At 73.9% G+C, this 13,661-nt stretch carries 13 protein-coding genes; 4 read left to right on the top strand and 9 right to left on the bottom strand.

Annotated elements, in window-relative coordinates; genetic code table 11:
- Positions 1–19: 19 nt before the first annotated feature.
- Together H958_RS34925 and H958_RS0104370 are read right to left on the bottom strand one after the other, a co-directional pair.
- A complete protein-coding gene (locus H958_RS34925; RefSeq protein WP_051323805.1) occupies positions 20–604 on the bottom strand; it encodes a response regulator in 585 nt (194 codons plus the stop codon).
- Positions 605–665: 61 nt separating this feature from the next.
- Positions 666–1,916, bottom strand: coding sequence for a hemolysin family protein (locus tag H958_RS0104370; protein ID WP_028057765.1), 1,251 nt, complete (start codon positions 1,914–1,916; stop codon positions 666–668).
- Between the two features lie 69 nt (positions 1,917–1,985).
- Here H958_RS0104370 and pgsA point away from each other — a divergent pair, with 69 nt between their 5' ends.
- On the top strand, positions 1,986–2,540 hold the full coding sequence (pgsA, locus tag H958_RS0104365; protein ID WP_028057764.1) for a CDP-diacylglycerol--glycerol-3-phosphate 3-phosphatidyltransferase: 555 nt from the start codon (positions 1,986–1,988) through the stop codon (positions 2,538–2,540).
- Here pgsA and H958_RS0104360 read toward each other — a convergent pair.
- Positions 2,537–3,406: a LysR family transcriptional regulator gene (locus tag H958_RS0104360; RefSeq protein WP_028057763.1), complete on the bottom strand. Its 870-nt coding sequence runs from the start codon at positions 3,404–3,406 to the stop codon at positions 2,537–2,539. The two genes, pgsA and H958_RS0104360, sit on opposite strands and share 4 nt — an antisense overlap.
- Positions 3,407–3,482: 76 nt before the next feature.
- On the opposite strand from H958_RS0104360, the gene H958_RS34920 reads away from it, so the two are divergent.
- Positions 3,483–4,688: an MFS transporter gene (locus H958_RS34920; protein ID WP_196807204.1), complete on the top strand. Its 1,206-nt coding sequence runs from the start codon at positions 3,483–3,485 to the stop codon at positions 4,686–4,688.
- Here the strand turns inward: H958_RS34920 and H958_RS0104350 are convergent.
- Positions 4,668–6,260: an MGH1-like glycoside hydrolase domain-containing protein gene (locus H958_RS0104350; RefSeq protein WP_028057762.1), complete on the bottom strand. Its 1,593-nt coding sequence runs from the start codon at positions 6,258–6,260 to the stop codon at positions 4,668–4,670. The two genes, H958_RS34920 and H958_RS0104350, sit on opposite strands and share 21 nt — an antisense overlap.
- Positions 6,261–6,441: 181 nt before the next feature.
- Positions 6,442–7,425, bottom strand: a complete 984-nt coding sequence (mptA, locus tag H958_RS0104345) for a GTP cyclohydrolase MptA (RefSeq protein ID WP_028057761.1) — start codon at positions 7,423–7,425, stop codon at positions 6,442–6,444.
- Positions 7,426–7,655: 230 nt separating this feature from the next.
- Here mptA and H958_RS0104340 point away from each other — a divergent pair, with 230 nt between their 5' ends.
- The gene (locus tag H958_RS0104340) at positions 7,656–8,795 is read left to right on the top strand and encodes a sigma-70 family RNA polymerase sigma factor (protein ID WP_231379167.1); all 1,140 of its coding nucleotides are present in this window, start codon (positions 7,656–7,658) and stop codon (positions 8,793–8,795) included.
- A 96-nt stretch (positions 8,796–8,891) separates the two neighbouring features.
- Here the strand turns inward: H958_RS0104340 and H958_RS0104335 are convergent, their stop codons facing one another.
- Together H958_RS0104335 and H958_RS34915 are read right to left on the bottom strand one after the other, a co-directional pair.
- Positions 8,892–9,629: a ParA family protein gene (locus H958_RS0104335; RefSeq protein WP_028057759.1), complete on the bottom strand. Its 738-nt coding sequence runs from the start codon at positions 9,627–9,629 to the stop codon at positions 8,892–8,894.
- On the bottom strand, positions 9,626–11,074 hold the full coding sequence (locus tag H958_RS34915) for a CHAD domain-containing protein (protein WP_051323804.1): 1,449 nt from the start codon (positions 11,072–11,074) through the stop codon (positions 9,626–9,628). The genes H958_RS0104335 and H958_RS34915 overlap by 4 nt, the downstream gene beginning before the upstream one ends.
- Positions 11,075–11,115: 41 nt before the next feature.
- Here H958_RS34915 and H958_RS0104325 point away from each other — a divergent pair, with 41 nt between their 5' ends.
- Positions 11,116–12,471: a CHAD domain-containing protein gene (locus H958_RS0104325; RefSeq protein WP_028057758.1), complete on the top strand. Its 1,356-nt coding sequence runs from the start codon at positions 11,116–11,118 to the stop codon at positions 12,469–12,471.
- Here the strand turns inward: H958_RS0104325 and H958_RS0104320 are convergent.
- Together H958_RS0104320 and H958_RS0104315 are read right to left on the bottom strand one after the other, a co-directional pair.
- Entirely contained in the window at positions 12,468–13,175 is a 708-nt protein-coding gene (locus H958_RS0104320; RefSeq protein ID WP_028057757.1) for a hypothetical protein, read from the bottom strand. The genes H958_RS0104325 and H958_RS0104320 overlap by 4 nt on opposite strands.
- Positions 13,172–13,642: a hypothetical protein gene (locus H958_RS0104315; protein ID WP_028057756.1), complete on the bottom strand. Its 471-nt coding sequence runs from the start codon at positions 13,640–13,642 to the stop codon at positions 13,172–13,174. The genes H958_RS0104320 and H958_RS0104315 overlap by 4 nt, the downstream gene beginning before the upstream one ends.
- Between the last annotated feature and the right edge of the window lie 19 nt (positions 13,643–13,661).

Below are 13,661 nucleotides of genomic sequence, written 5' to 3'. Positions count from 1 at the left end.
CCGGGGACTCTAGAAGAGTTCAGGCCGGGCGGGCGCGCGGTCGTGGCGGGCGCCCGCGCAGGCGGCCGAGCAGCCGCTCGATCCGTCGCGCCACCCTGCGCCGGTCCAGATGCAGGGTCTCGGCGACCTCGGCCGGCGACGTGCGATCCATCAGCATCGCCAGCAGCGCGAGATCGTCCGGGTCGGCCTTGTCCGCGGCCGCATCGAGCTCCTTGCGGCCGATCGGCGGCAGCGCGACGCCGCCGCGCGCGACGACGCGGATCGCCTCGAACAGCTCGGCCGGCGGCGCCGACTTGTCGATCAGCCCGTCGGCGCCCGCGACGCGGGCCGTGACGGCGAGCGTCGGGTCGGCGTCGGACGAGTAGAGCACCACGCGCGGCGGATGCTCTCCCGAGCGCAGCCGGCGGCAGGTGGCGAGGCCGTCTCCGTCGAGCAGATGGGGGTCGAGCAGAACGACGTCGGGGCGCTGGCGCTCGACGAGCTCCAGCCCGTCTCCCGCGCCCACGGCGGAGCCGACGGGGACGAGTCCCGGCTCCGTGCGCAGCATCATGGCCAGGCCGGCACGCACGGCCGGCTGAGGGTCGACGACGACGATCCGCGTCATGGACGGGAGCCTTTCAACGGGCCCTGAAATGGACGTAAAGGGATGCACAGAGGTTTCTGTGTCAGGCCGCCGGCGCCTGCAAGCCCACGCGCAGACGCGTGATCCGCAGGCCCTCGATCGCCTCGATCTCGATCCGGACGCCGTCGATCTCGACCACGTCGCCCGGCTGCGGGCGGCGCCCCAGCGCGTCGAACACCAGCCCCGCGAGCGTGCGCGGCCCGCGCTGCGGCAGCTCGGTCCCGACCGCCTCGTTGAAGTCGTCGATCGTCATCGATCCCGCGACCTCGACCGTGCGATCGTCGATCCACGTCAGCGTGGAGTCGGGCAGGTCGTACTCGCCCTCGATCTCGCCCACGATCTCCTCGAGGATGTCCTCGAGCGCGACGATTCCGGCCGTACCGCCGTACTCGTCGACGACGACCGCCAGCTGCTCCCGCTGCTCGCGCAGCTCTCTGAGCAGCGCCCCGACGTCCTTGGTCTCGGGGACGATCAGGGCGCGGCGGGCGAGCTCGCGCACCGTTCCGCCGCGCGCCGCGAGCAGCGCGTGGATGTTGACGATGCCGACGAGCGCGTCGATGCTGCCGTCGCCGACCGGGTAGCGCTCGTGCGGGATCTCGACGCTGCGCTCGAGCGCCTCGGCGACGGTCAGCGAGGCGTCCAGCCAGTCGGCGTCGGGCGCCGGGACCATGATGTCGCGCACCTCGAGCACGGCGAAGTCGAAGACGTTGTGCAGCAGCTCCTCCTGCGCGCGCGGGATCACGCCCGCGCCCTCGGCCTCGTCGACGATGGCGCGCAGCTCCTCGGCGCTGCGGACGGCCTCGCCGGCCGTCACCTCGGTCACGCCGAACGGGCGCAGCAGCACCGCGGCGGAGCGGTCGAGGAGCCACACCACCGGCTTGAGCGCGACCGCCATCCACTCGATCGGGCGCGCGATCCACGCCGCGAGCGTCTCCGCACGGTCGAGCACGAGCGCCTTGGGCGCGAGCTCGCCGAGCACGACCGAGAGGTAGGTCACCGACGCGAACGCGATCACGAAGCTCAGCCAACTCGGCACGCCCTCGCCGAGCAGGTCGCGCACGACCGGCTCGCCCACCGCGCCCGTGAGGATGCCGACGCCGGTGATCCCCACCTGCACCGTCGAGATCACGCGCACGGGATCGTCCATCAGCCGCAGCGCGGCGCGCGCGCCGGCGCCCTGGCGCCCCTCCAGCCGGCCGCGGCGGGCGATCACGATCGAGTACTCGCCGATCACGAAGAGGGCGTTCGCGCCGACGAGGGCGAAGACGATGAGCACGCGCAGCAGGTCGGCCATGTCCTTAGGTGGTACCGCAACCGGCGGTCACCCCCCCGCGTGCGCCTTGAGCCCGTAACGTTGTCAGGGGTGTTCGAGCTCAATCTGCCGAACCTCCTTACCGTCATCCGCATCCTGCTCGTCCCCGTGCTGGTGGCGGCCCTGCTGCAGGAGGCGGGACCGGGGGAGTCGCTGGCCGCCGCGGTGTTCGCCGTGGCGTCGTTCACGGACGCCCTCGACGGCTGGATCGCGCGCCGGCAGAAGAAGGTCAGCACCTTCGGGAAGCTGATGGATCCGCTGGCCGACAAGCTGCTCGTGACCGCCGCGCTGGTCTCGCTCGTCTCGCTCCAGCGGCTGTCCGCTTGGGTGGCGATGGTGATCATCGCGCGCGAGTTCGCCGTCACGGGACTGCGCCAGCTCGCGATGGAGCACGGGGAGGTGATCCCCGCGAGCATCTGGGGCAAGGTCAAGACGGTCGCGCAGGTCGCGATGGTGCTGCTGCTGATCACGGTCGACGGCTCGCCGACCTGGCTCGACGTCTTCGTGTGGCTGACGACGGCGATCACCGTCGTCAGCGGCGCCGACTACTTCTTCGGGTTCCGCTCGCTCGTCCAGGCGCGGCTGCGCGGCGAGCCGCAGTCCTAGCGCAGCGCGATCTCCATCAGCGCGCGGGCGGGGGCGCCGAGCTCGCGGTCGGCCGGCGCGGCGAGCGAGATCGTGAACTCGGGCGCGGGAGCCCGGATCGGCACGAGCTTCACGCCGTCCCGGGCGTCGATCCCGGTGGGCGGGAGGATCGCCACCGCCAGGCCGTAGCGCACGAACTCGGCCACGCCCGCGAGGTCCGCGACCTCGTAGATCACGTCGCGGCGGACGCCGGCGAGCGCGAACGCGCGGTCGTTGGCGATCCGCGTGCCCCATTCGGGCGGGCCGTCGGCGAACCGCTCGGCGGCCAGCTCCTCGAGCGCGACCGCGTCGCGGCCTGCGAGCGGATGCTCCGCGGACACCACCAGCCGCATCTCCTCGCTCGACAGCGGGGCCAGCGCGATCCCCGGCGCGGCCCCGGCCGGCAGGCCGACGAACGCGAGGTCAAGCCGGCCGCGGCGGATCTCCTCGGCGTGGACGGTGCTGCCGCCGAACGAGAACGCGACCTCGATCCCCGGGTGCTCGGCGCGCAGCGCGGACACCAGCCGGGGGACGCTGACCGCGCGCTGCGAGAGCATCATGCCAAGCCGCACCGTGCCCCGCAGGCCGCCGCGCAGCTGGTCGACCGCGTCGCGTGCCGCCGCCGCCGCCGCGAGCGTGCGGCGCGCCTCGGGCAGCAGCGCGCGGCCGGCCTCGCTGAGCTGCACACGATGCGTCGTGCGGTCGAACAGCGTCGCGCCGAGCTCGCGCTCGAGCGCGCGGACGCCCGCCGAGACCGCCGACTGGACGACGTGCAGCCGGCCGGCGGCGCGCGTGAAGCTGCCCTCCTCGGCGACGGCGGTGAAGGTGGCGAGGTGGCGCAGCTCCATCGTTATCGCCAGTGAAGATAGCCGTCAGCATCTATATGCGTTGAATGAGATGGTTGCGCCGTCCACCATCTCGCCGATGTCCTCCCCAAGGCATCACCGCTTCGGCTTCTGGGCGATCGCCTTTGCGTACGCGACGGTGATGGCGCTGTCGGCCGTGCCCTCCCCGCTGTATCCCATCTACCAGCGCACGGACGGCTTCTCGACGTTCACCGTGACGCTCGTCTACGCCGCCTACGCGATCGGCGTCGCCGCCAGCCTGTTCCTCGCCGGCCACCTGTCCGACCGGCACGGACGCCGGCGCGTCCTCGCTCCGGCGCTGGGGCTCGCCGCCGTCAGCGCCGCCGTGTTCCTGCTCTTCCCGCAGCTGCCGGGGCTGTTCGCCGGGCGGGTGCTCAACGGCCTCGCCGTCGGCGTCGTCACCTCGACCGCCACGGTATGGCTCGCCGAGCTGCACCCAGCACCGCGGCGCGCGCAGCTCGTGGCTGCCGCCGCGAACCTCGGCGGCATCGGCGCCGGACCGCTCGTGGCGGGCTTCCTCGCGCAGTACGTCGCGCACCCGCTGCACGTGCCGTTCGCGATCTTCCTCGGCCTCACGCTGGTCGCGCTGGTGCTCGTGCTGCTGGTGCCGGAGACCCGCGAGGCGCCCGTGCCGCGGCCGCCGTACCGGACGCAGCGCGTGTCGGTGCCGCCCGCGGCGCGCTCGACGTTCCTCGCCGCCGCCGCCGCCGCGTTCCTCGGCTTCGCCGCCCTGGGCATGTTCTCCGGCCTCGCCGGGACGCTGCTCGCGGGCACCCTCGGGTACTCCTCGCGCGCGCTCGCGGGCACGACCATCTTCATCGTGTTCGGGGCGGGCGTCGCGCTCCAGCTCGCCACGCCGGGCTGGCCGCCGCGCCGCAACCTCGCCGTCGGGATGACAACGGTGGTCGCCGGCCTGGCCGTCGTCGTGCTCGCCGTCTGGCTTCCCAGGCCCGACCTCGGGCTCTTCATCGCCGGCGGTGCCCTGACCGGTGCCGGCGGAGGCGCGATGTTCAAGGGCGCGCTGGCGACCGTGGCGGCGATCGCCGCGCCCGAGCGCCGCGCCGAGGCGCTGGCGGGGTTCTTCCTCGCCGGCTATGTCGGACTGTCGATCCCGGTCATCGCGCTCGGCGTCGCGCTCCAGGAGCTCAGCGCCAAGGCGACGCTGCTGGGCTTCGCCGCGATCGTCGCGGCCGGCATCGCGGCGGCCTCCCGGCCACTGCTGGGCCGCGCGCATCCGGCGCGGCTAGCGCTCAACGTCAACTAGCGCGCCGCGCAGCGGGACGCCCTCGACGCGCAGCGGCCCGGCGTCCACCAGCGCCGGGCCGTCGACGCCCGCCACGTGGCGGAAGAACGTGTCGAGCCAGGCCGAGTGGAAGTAGTCCGGGATCAGCCGGTAGGGCCGGCCCGTGAACGGGTGGTAGTGCTCGGCGACCATCGGAGAGCCGAGCGCGAGGTGCGAGTCCGTCCAGGCGCGCCAGGTGCGCGCGAAGCGCTCGCGCAGCGGCGCCTCGCCGGTGCGCGAGGCGACGGCGCCGAGCGCGTGCAGGACCCACGAGATGGCGTAGTTCCAGCACGGTCCGTTCCAGCAGCACGGGTAGTCGTAGGGCGCGGCCGGGCCGGCCTCCCAGCGGTTCTCGGTGGAGAACGCCGGGCAGTCGGGCGCCGTGGAGAGCAGCCCGCGCGGCGCCGTCCAGGCGTCCACGGCCTGGGCGAGCGCCTCGCGCTCGCGCGCCCCGAAGTCGTGGAGCAGGAACGGCAGCGCCGCCTCGAAGTTGAGCACCTCGGCGATCGGGCGCGAGCCGACCGAGCGGAAGAAGCCGTCGTGCAGGTGCAGGTCGGTGAACGCCTCGCGCAGGTCAGGCCCGCCGACGGCGCGCGTCATCGCCCAGTGCCAGACGTCGGTGTCGACCCGGCGCAGCGTGGTGAGCGTGCCGACGTCGGGGCTGTCGGGCTCGCCGGCACGCGGGAGCACCGGCGGCGCGATCCACATCTCGCTGCGGCGCTGGTCCCACCCGGCCTCGGCGAAGAAGTCGGGCGCGTACTCGGTCCCCGTGACCCAGCTGCCGACGGTGAGCGGGAAGCGGCGCTCCAGCGGCAGCCGCGGCGAGCGGCCCCGCCCGCGCAGGAACGCGCGGGCGGCGTCGAGGACGTCGCGCAGGTCCAGCGCGTGGTGGCGCGCCAGCTCGATCGCGGGCGAGACGGGGTCGGCGGCGTACGAGCGCAGCGCGCCCTTGTTCTCCACCCAGGCCCGCAGCGTGTCCTCGACGCCGCGCGGCGCGCGCATCCAGCGCGCCTCGCGCAGGTGCAGCGGGAAGGAGAGCCCGATCGGGGCCGTGAACCAGTTCGACACCGGCCCCTCGAAGAACAGCTCTCCCGGCATCGGGTGGCCGGGGAACCAGCGCGAGGGCCGGCGCAGGTTGCGGTAGACGACGAACCAGCGGTACTCGTACACGCGGGCGAGGTCCTCGTCCTCACACGTGAGCCGGGGCGCATGTGTGGCGAGCCAGTCGGCGAACGGCCGCTCGTCGAGCGACCCCTCCGGCTCCGCGCCGCCGAGCGCACAGCGCAGGCGCAGCTCACCGGGCGCGTCGACCGGCGTGAGCGGCGTAAGGCGCACCGGGAGGTGCGCCGAAAGCTCCGAATAGACGGAGATCGTGGTCACCTTGGCGCGCAGTCGCTCGGGAGCGACGACGCGCGCCGTCACGCGCCCCGCGCCGTAGAAGCGCCAGTCCGCGCACAGCACGGATCCGCGCACGCCCTTGCGCTCCGTCGCGCGCACGCTCCCGAGGTCGTAGAGCGTCGTCGTGCCATCCGCCGTCCACGCGTGCGCGAGCACGCGCGCCTCAGCCGGGCGGCCGTCGACCTCGAAGACGACCGGCAGCGGATCGACGACGTCGGTCTCGTGCCCGAGATGCAGCCGTCCGGTGAAGCCCGGCCGCGGCGGCGCCCACGGCCGGTCGGTGTCCCAGGTCGCCGTCTCCAGCGACAGGTCGGTCCCGACGAGGTCGGTCCGAGAGCTAGACGTTTCCGTCGAGCCACTCCCGCATCGAGGCGTGACGCGGAGAGTGCTCGCCGGAGGCGATCTCGCGACGGATCTCGCCGATCAGCCCGAAGCGCTCCGCCTGCACGTTGTGCTGGTGGATCGTCTCCAGGTTCTCCTGGCGCGCGGAGAGGAAGTGGCGGTCGCCGAGGAAGTCGAGCTGCTCGAGCACCCCGCGCACCATCTCGCGCACGCAGTCCTCGACGAAGCGCGGGCGGCGGTGGGCCTTCTCCACCACGGCGCCCTCGTCGGAGCGCTTCATCAGCTCGTAGATCTCCGAGGACATCGACTCCTCCACGATCTTCACCAGCAGCTCGGCGTCGATGTCGGTGTCGCAGTCCTCGGGGCAGCCGATGTGCAGCGTCCCCAGGCCGCGCTGGTTGTGCGTGGCGACGGGCACGGCCTCGAAGATGCGCTCGATCTCCGCCTCGCCGAACCCGTCGGCGAGCAGCCGCTCGCGCGAGCGCGCCTGCACGGCCGTCTGCGCGCACGGGCACGCGGTCATGCCCTGGGCGCGGACGCCGATCAGCCGCCGCGTGCCGATCTCGGACGCCACGGCGGCGCCCAGCAGCGAGTAGATCTCCTGCGTCTGGATGCCGGAGACGGGCGCCGGCTTGTGCTCGGGATAGCGCGCCTCGATGTGCACCTCGGCGGCGCGCGCGTCCTGGCGCTCGCGGACCTTCTCGGCGATGTGCTGGGCCAGCGTCTCGGCGCGGAACGCGCTCTCGCCGAGCACGACTTCGCCGATCGCGTCGTTGACGACCTCCTCGAAGCGGCTCATGTGCGCGCCCTTCTGGTGCGGACCGAGGTCGACGAAGCAATCCAGGCGCGCCGAGAATAGCTGCTCGGAGCCATTGGCGCGGATCCGGATGACCTTCTCGACGTTCGTCACGCCCACGCGCGAGAGCGAGAGCGTGAGGGTGGGAGCCTGGCTCTGGACGTCTTCGAGGGACAGAGTCATGACACCAAGGCTAGGGACTGGACGAAAGGACCAAGGTTTCACCAAGGACAGACCGCGTATCTCGTGCTACAAACCGCGGCGACACTCAGACACGAGCGCAGTTTCACGGCTCGGCCACATTCGCGATTGCTCGCGGACGCCGCTGCTCGGGCGGCACAAACGGATAGGCACGGACAGGAGCGGCCTCCGGGAGGCGACGCTCGCAGTCACGACCCGAAGGATTTGAGGGGTTGGGCACCAAGACCGAAGCATTGCTGGTGGACGAGGCGCCGATCACGGAGATCGATGAGCTCAAGCCACTGATTGCCGAAGGCCAGGAAAGGGGGTTCCTGACCATCGAGCAGATCGCCACCTCGCTGGAAGAGGTGGAGGTCACGAAGGAGCAGGTGGCGGAGCTGCACACCTACCTGGAAGGCGAGGGCATCGACATCGTCAACGCCGACGGCAAGCCCGCGGTGTCCGAAGGAGGACGCTTCGAGCCCGCCGCCGGCCGTACGAAGGACGCCGACGGCCCGCGCAAGCCGGAGATCGACCTCACCGTCGAGCCCAGCCTCGATTCGCTGCGGCTCTACCTGCGCTCGATCGGCCGGGTGCAGCTGCTGACGGCCGACCGCGAGGTCACCCTGGCCCAGCGGATCGAGCGCGGCGACCTGATGGCCAAGCAGGAGATGGTCGAGGCGAACCTGCGCCTCGTCGTATCGATCGCCAAGGGCTACCTCGGCCGCGGCCTGTCGTTCCTGGACCTGATCCAGGAGGGCTCGCTGGGGCTGATCCGCGCGGTGGAGAAGTTCGACTACCGGCGCGGCTACAAGTTCTCCACGTACGCGACCTGGTGGATCCGCCAGGCGGTGACGCGGGCGATCGCGGACAAGGGCCGCACGATCCGCATCCCCGTCCACATGGTGGAGAAGCTGAACAAGGTCGTGCACGTCGAGCGCCAGCTCGTGCAGCAGCTCGGCCGTGAGCCGCTGCCCGAGGAGATCGCCGCCGAGCTGGAGTGCACGGTGCGCGAGGTCCGCGACATCCTGCGGATGGCGCAGCAGCCGGTCTCGCTCGAGAAGCCGATCGGCGAGGAGGAGGAATCCGAGCTGGGCGACTTCGTCGAGGACGAGGCCGCCGAGTCGCCCTTCGAGGTGGCCTCGGAGAACCTCCGGCGCGAGAACGTGCGGCGGGCGCTGGATGCGCTGCCGCAGCGCGAACGGGAAGTGATCGAGATGCGCTTCGGCCTGACCGGCGCGCGTCCCTACACGCTGGAAGAGGTCGGGCGGGCGTTCAACGTCACGCGCGAGCGCATCCGGCAGATCGAGAACCACACGCTCAAGAAGCTCGAGTCGCTGCCCGAGGCGCAGCGGCTGCGCGACGCGACCTGAGCAGTCATCGGTATACGGCCGGGCGCGCGAGTCCAGGCGCGGCCCGGCCGCTTCGCCTCGACGTGCGTCAGCGCCGCGGCGTAGCGGAGAGACCGGTCAGAGCCGCGTCCGGATCTCCTGCCACAGCGCGCCGTAGGCGCGAGCGGCGGCGCTGCGCGGGGCGAAGTCGGCGATCGGGCGGCGCTGCGCGCCCATGCGCTCGACGTCGGCGGCGGCCGGGATCGCGGTCTCCAGCACCGCGGCCGGCTGCTCGTCGCGCAGCTGCCGCATCACCTCGCGGTGCAGGCGCTTGCGCCGGTCGACCATGCTGAAGAAGGCCATCACGCGCGGGCCCTCGTCAGAGAGCAGCTGCTCGATCTGATCGAAGGTGCGCGACGAGAGCGTCGCCGGGATGATCGGGACGAGCAGGACGTCGGCGGCCTCGAAGACGCTCTCGGAGACGAGCGAGACGCTCGGCGGGCAGTCCAGGAACGTGTACTCGTACTCGCCGGCGAGCGGCTCGAGCACGCGCGCCAGCCGGGCGGTGGGCTTCTTGGCGCCGTCGAGCGCGAGGTCCATGTGGCGGTAGGAGAAGTCCGCCGGCAGCAGGTCCAGGCCCTCGTGGTCGGTGCCCTTGATCAGCGCGTCGACGTCGCTGCGCCCGCGCACCAGTGCCTTCCCTCCGCCCTTGACCTTCGGCTTGACGCGGAACAGGTACGTGCTGGCGCCCTGCGGATCGAGGTCCCAGAGCAGCGTGGGCGCACCGCCGCTCGCGGCCAGGCGGGCGAGGTTGACGGCGGCGGACGTCTTGCCGACGCCGCCCTTGACGTTGTAGGTGGCGAAGACCGTGCTCATCCGAACGTCCGCTTCACCGCGGCGCGGCGGGGCGCGGCGGCGAACTCGCCGAACTGGGCGGCGAACTCCGTGCGCGCGCGGTGCTGGTCGCGCCCGAGCCGGTCGATCAGCGCGCCCATCGCGAGCAGGCCCTCCGGCCCGCCCGGCTGCGCGCCGACCTCGGCCGTGAGGGCGCGCAGCGTGTCGGCCTGGACCTCGAAGTCCTGAAAGCGGCCCAGCACGTCCTGGAGCCCCTTCAGCGCCTTGATCATCGGCTTGACCTCCTCGGCGGGGAAGAGGCCGCCGAAGAACTCGAGCAGGTAGCGGAGCTCCTTGCCCACCTTGCGCAGGTCGTGCAGCGCCTCGTGCGGGCTGTCGTCGCCGATCGCCTCGCCCATCCGGACCATGCGGCGGTAGACCTTGACGATCCGCTCGCCGGCGAGCAGCTCGATCGGCGGCGTGTCCTCGAGCGCGCCGAGTCCAGCCCAGGCCTGGAGCGCGCCGGCGGTCCGCTTCGAGCCCAGCGCGCGCTTCATCGCCGCCAGCGCCCGGGCACGGTGGGCGGCGAGCACGGCGTTCAGCGGTGCGAGCGCGTCGCGGTCCGCATAGTCCTCGAAGTCGAGCAGCTGGACGTCCAGGTCGCGCGTCTCGCCGGTGATCTGCTGGATCCGCTTGAGCTCCTCGCGCAGGTGCTCGAGCGCGCCCTCGGGGAAGACGGCCTTGAGCTGGCGCAGCAGCGAGCGCGCGCGGCGCACGGCGACGCGCAGGTCGTGCAGGAACTCGCTGTCGACGTCGGCGAGCGTGCCGGGCAGGTTCGCCTCGGCGATCGCGTGCGTGCGCGCGAGCACGGCCTCCGCGGCGGCGCCGGCGGGCTGGCGCCGGATCAGCGCGACGTCGAGCTTGGAGCTGGTGCCGGAGGGCAGCGCGCCCGCCGCGGCGATCGCCTCGTCGGCGAGCGGCTCATCGGCCCGCGCGAGGCCGAGCGAGCGGCCGAGCACGCGCTCCACGCGTTCGAGGTCCTTGTCGTAGCCGCGCACGGGCGCGGCGCACACGCGCGAGCGCAGCCCCGCCGGCTCCTGGAGGCTGAGCCGCACGACGACCTTCTCGTCCTCGTTGAGGACAGCCAGCCGGCGGCTGCGCACGGATACCCGCGCCGCCGGGGTGAGCGCGCGCATCTCGACGTTCCCGGCGAGGCGGGCGCGCAACGCGCCGGGAAGGTCGCGCGCGAACAGGCGCTCGGGCGCGTCCGGCACGCTCGCGCGGACCGTCTCCGCGCCGGACGCCCGGTCGAGCAGCACGAGCTCCCGGTCGCCGTGGCGGAGGATCAGCCCGGCGGCGTGCAGGCGGCCGTCGAACGTGTCGTAGAACGTCCACCGCGAGGTCCGCGCCGGCTCCGCGTGCAGGTTGAAGTGTGACGCGAGCGCGTCGCCCAGATCGAGGCCGTCAGGCAGGAGGTAGGCGGGCATTCGCGGGCCGCAGTGTCGCAGAGCCGGTACCGTCCCGCCCAGTGGCGCGCACCGAACGGAGGCTCGGCGTCTGGGCCGGCTTCACGCTGCCGGAGCTCGGCCTGGCGCGCGACCGCGGGCCCGCCCGCCGGACGGAGGCGGCCTATCACGACACGGCCGACCTGCGGCTGTTGCGACAGGGCGTCACGCTGTGCGAGACGGAGGGCGCCTGGCGGCTGCGGGCGCCGGGCGCCTCGGCGCTCGAGGGCTCCGAGGACGAGTTGCGCGCGCTCACGCTCGGGTGGGCGCTGGGCGCGCCGGTGGAGCCGGTCGCGCAGCTTGTGACAGCCCGTCGCACGCTCGTCCTGCGCGACGCGCGCGGCCGCGCGGTCGCGACGATCTGCGACGACGACATCGCGGTGCTGCGCGGGCGCCGCGTGGCCGCGCGCTTCCGCGAGCTCGAGCTGCGGGCCGGCTCGGCGCGGCGGCTGGAGCGGCTCGAGGCGACGCTGCGCGAGGTCGGCGCGCAGCCGGTCGACAGCGTGCCGAAGCTCGTCCGCGCGCTGGGACAGACCGCGATCGCGCCGGTACTCGAGCCCGGCGAGCCGGCGACGGCGGCGGACGCGGTGCGCGCCCGGCTCACCCGCTCCCTCGCGCGCTGGAGCGAGAGCCACGCCGCGCTGATGCTGTCGGGCAGCCAGGAGAGCGTTCGCTCGGTCCGGTCAGCAGCCCGCGCGCTGCGGCGCGAGCTGCGCCCGTACCCGCCGGCAGCCGCCGTGCGCGAGCAGCTGGCGTGGCTGATCGAGGCGCTCACGCCGGTGCACCGGCTGGACCAGCTGATGGCGCGGGCCGGCGACGCGCTCGCGGGAGACGAGCAGGCGCCCGGCGCGGGGCTTCGCGCGCAGCTCGCGGCCGACCGCGCCGCGGCGCTCGCGCAGGCGCGGGCTCGGCTTCGCGAGGAGCGCTACGCGGCGCTCCTGCGTGACGTCGCGCGGCTCGTCGAGGCGCCGCCGCTCGCGCCGGGCCGCGGCGCGCGGGCTCCGGAGGAGGTCCTCGCGCGGCTGGTGCGCGAGCCGCTGCGGCGCGTGCGGCGCGATTCGACCGGCGACCTCGAGAAGCTGCGGCGCCACGTCGAGCGCCTGGACGTCGCCGCTCGCGCGGCGGCGCCGTACGCCGGGCCCGAGGCGCGGCGCGCGATCGGGGAGCTCGCCGACCTGCGGGCGCTGCTGCGCGAGCACCACCGGGCGCTCGCCTCCGTCGAGACGCTCCGCGCGCTCGCCGAACGCAGCGGCGAGACCGCCTGGGAGGCGGGCCTGCTCGCCGGCGCCGAGCGCGCGCTCGCCGCCGAGGTCCGCGCCGGCATCGCCGACGCGCTCGAGCGCGCGACGCGCCGCAAGCTCTGGGCCTGGGTTCCCTAGCGTGACGCCTCACGCTCGACCGTCACGCGCTCGGGCGCGCCCAGGTCCGGCGCGAGCGTCGTGAGCGTCCAGCGCCGCCCGTCCTCGGTCGACGCGGCGAGGCAGAACCGCCCCCAGACCACGGCGAGCCCGCGGGCCCAGACGTCGACGAGCCACGAGAACGGCAGCGTCGCCTCCAGCCGCTCGCCGGACCGGCGCACGCCGGGCGGCCCGTCCATCCGCAGGTCGACGTCCGCCTCCGGCTCGCCGAGCCAGGCGCGCAGCGCGGTGACGACGCGCCCGTAGAGCGCGGCGTGCAGCCGCGCGCGCTCGCCCTCGGCGATCGGCTCGCCCCGGCTCGCGGCAACCGTCGCCACGAGCCGTTCCTGCAGGCCGCCGCCGAGCCGCAGCAGCATGAACAGCTCCGGAACCGGCGGCGGCGCCCCGGGTACGCCCGGATGCCCGTCCTGCCGGGCGAACCGGTCGCCCGGGCCGCGCGTGCCGAGCAGCAGCACCCGCGGGTCGGCCGCGTGTCGCTCCCACGCCTCGAGCACGTCCAGGCAGGCGCACGGCTCGCCGCCGAGCGCCGCGAGGGCGCGCTCGCCCTCGACGTCCGCGTGGTCGGGCAGTCTCAGCCGGCCTTCCTCCCAGCGCACGCGATGCGTCTCGCCGCCGCACTCGAGCGTCGCCTGCGCGGGCGCGATGCCGCGCCACCACGCGCTCATCCGGGAACCCGCAGGAGCTCGAGCGCAACGCGGATGACCGCGCGCTCGGTGTCCGCCGTCGGCAGCAGGTCCAGTCGCGTGGCCTTCGGATCGATGCCGGGCGAGAACTCGATCTCGCCGGTGTCGCGGTCGCCGTCGCCGGACCAGCCGCCCATCTCACCGAGGTGGAAGTTGCCGCGGTCGTCGCGCGCCCACCACGCGATCGTCGGCACGCCGAGCGCGAGGTCGGCCGACCAGCCGAGCAGGCCCGGCCGGACGTCGACCTCGATCCGGAAGCCCGCCGGCGTCGCCTCCAGCGACGCGACGGTGACCACGATGCCGTCGAACGGCGGAGTCCGCACCCCGAGCACCGCGCTTCCCTCCCGCCCCTGAGCGCCCTGACGCGCGTACATCGAGCGCCACGGCTCCGGCAGCTGCACGTGGCCTGCGGCGCGCGCGTGGCGGTGCGCGCGATGGGCGGCCCGCACGGCGGCGAGGCCGGTCGTC

The sequence above is a fragment of the Candidatus Solirubrobacter pratensis genome, assembly GCF_000425945.1.
Lineage (GTDB): Bacteria > Actinomycetota > Thermoleophilia > Solirubrobacterales > Solirubrobacteraceae > Solirubrobacter > Solirubrobacter pratensis.
Note: the sequence above shows the minus strand (reverse complement) of the source record. Positions and strands in the feature narration are given on the sequence as shown.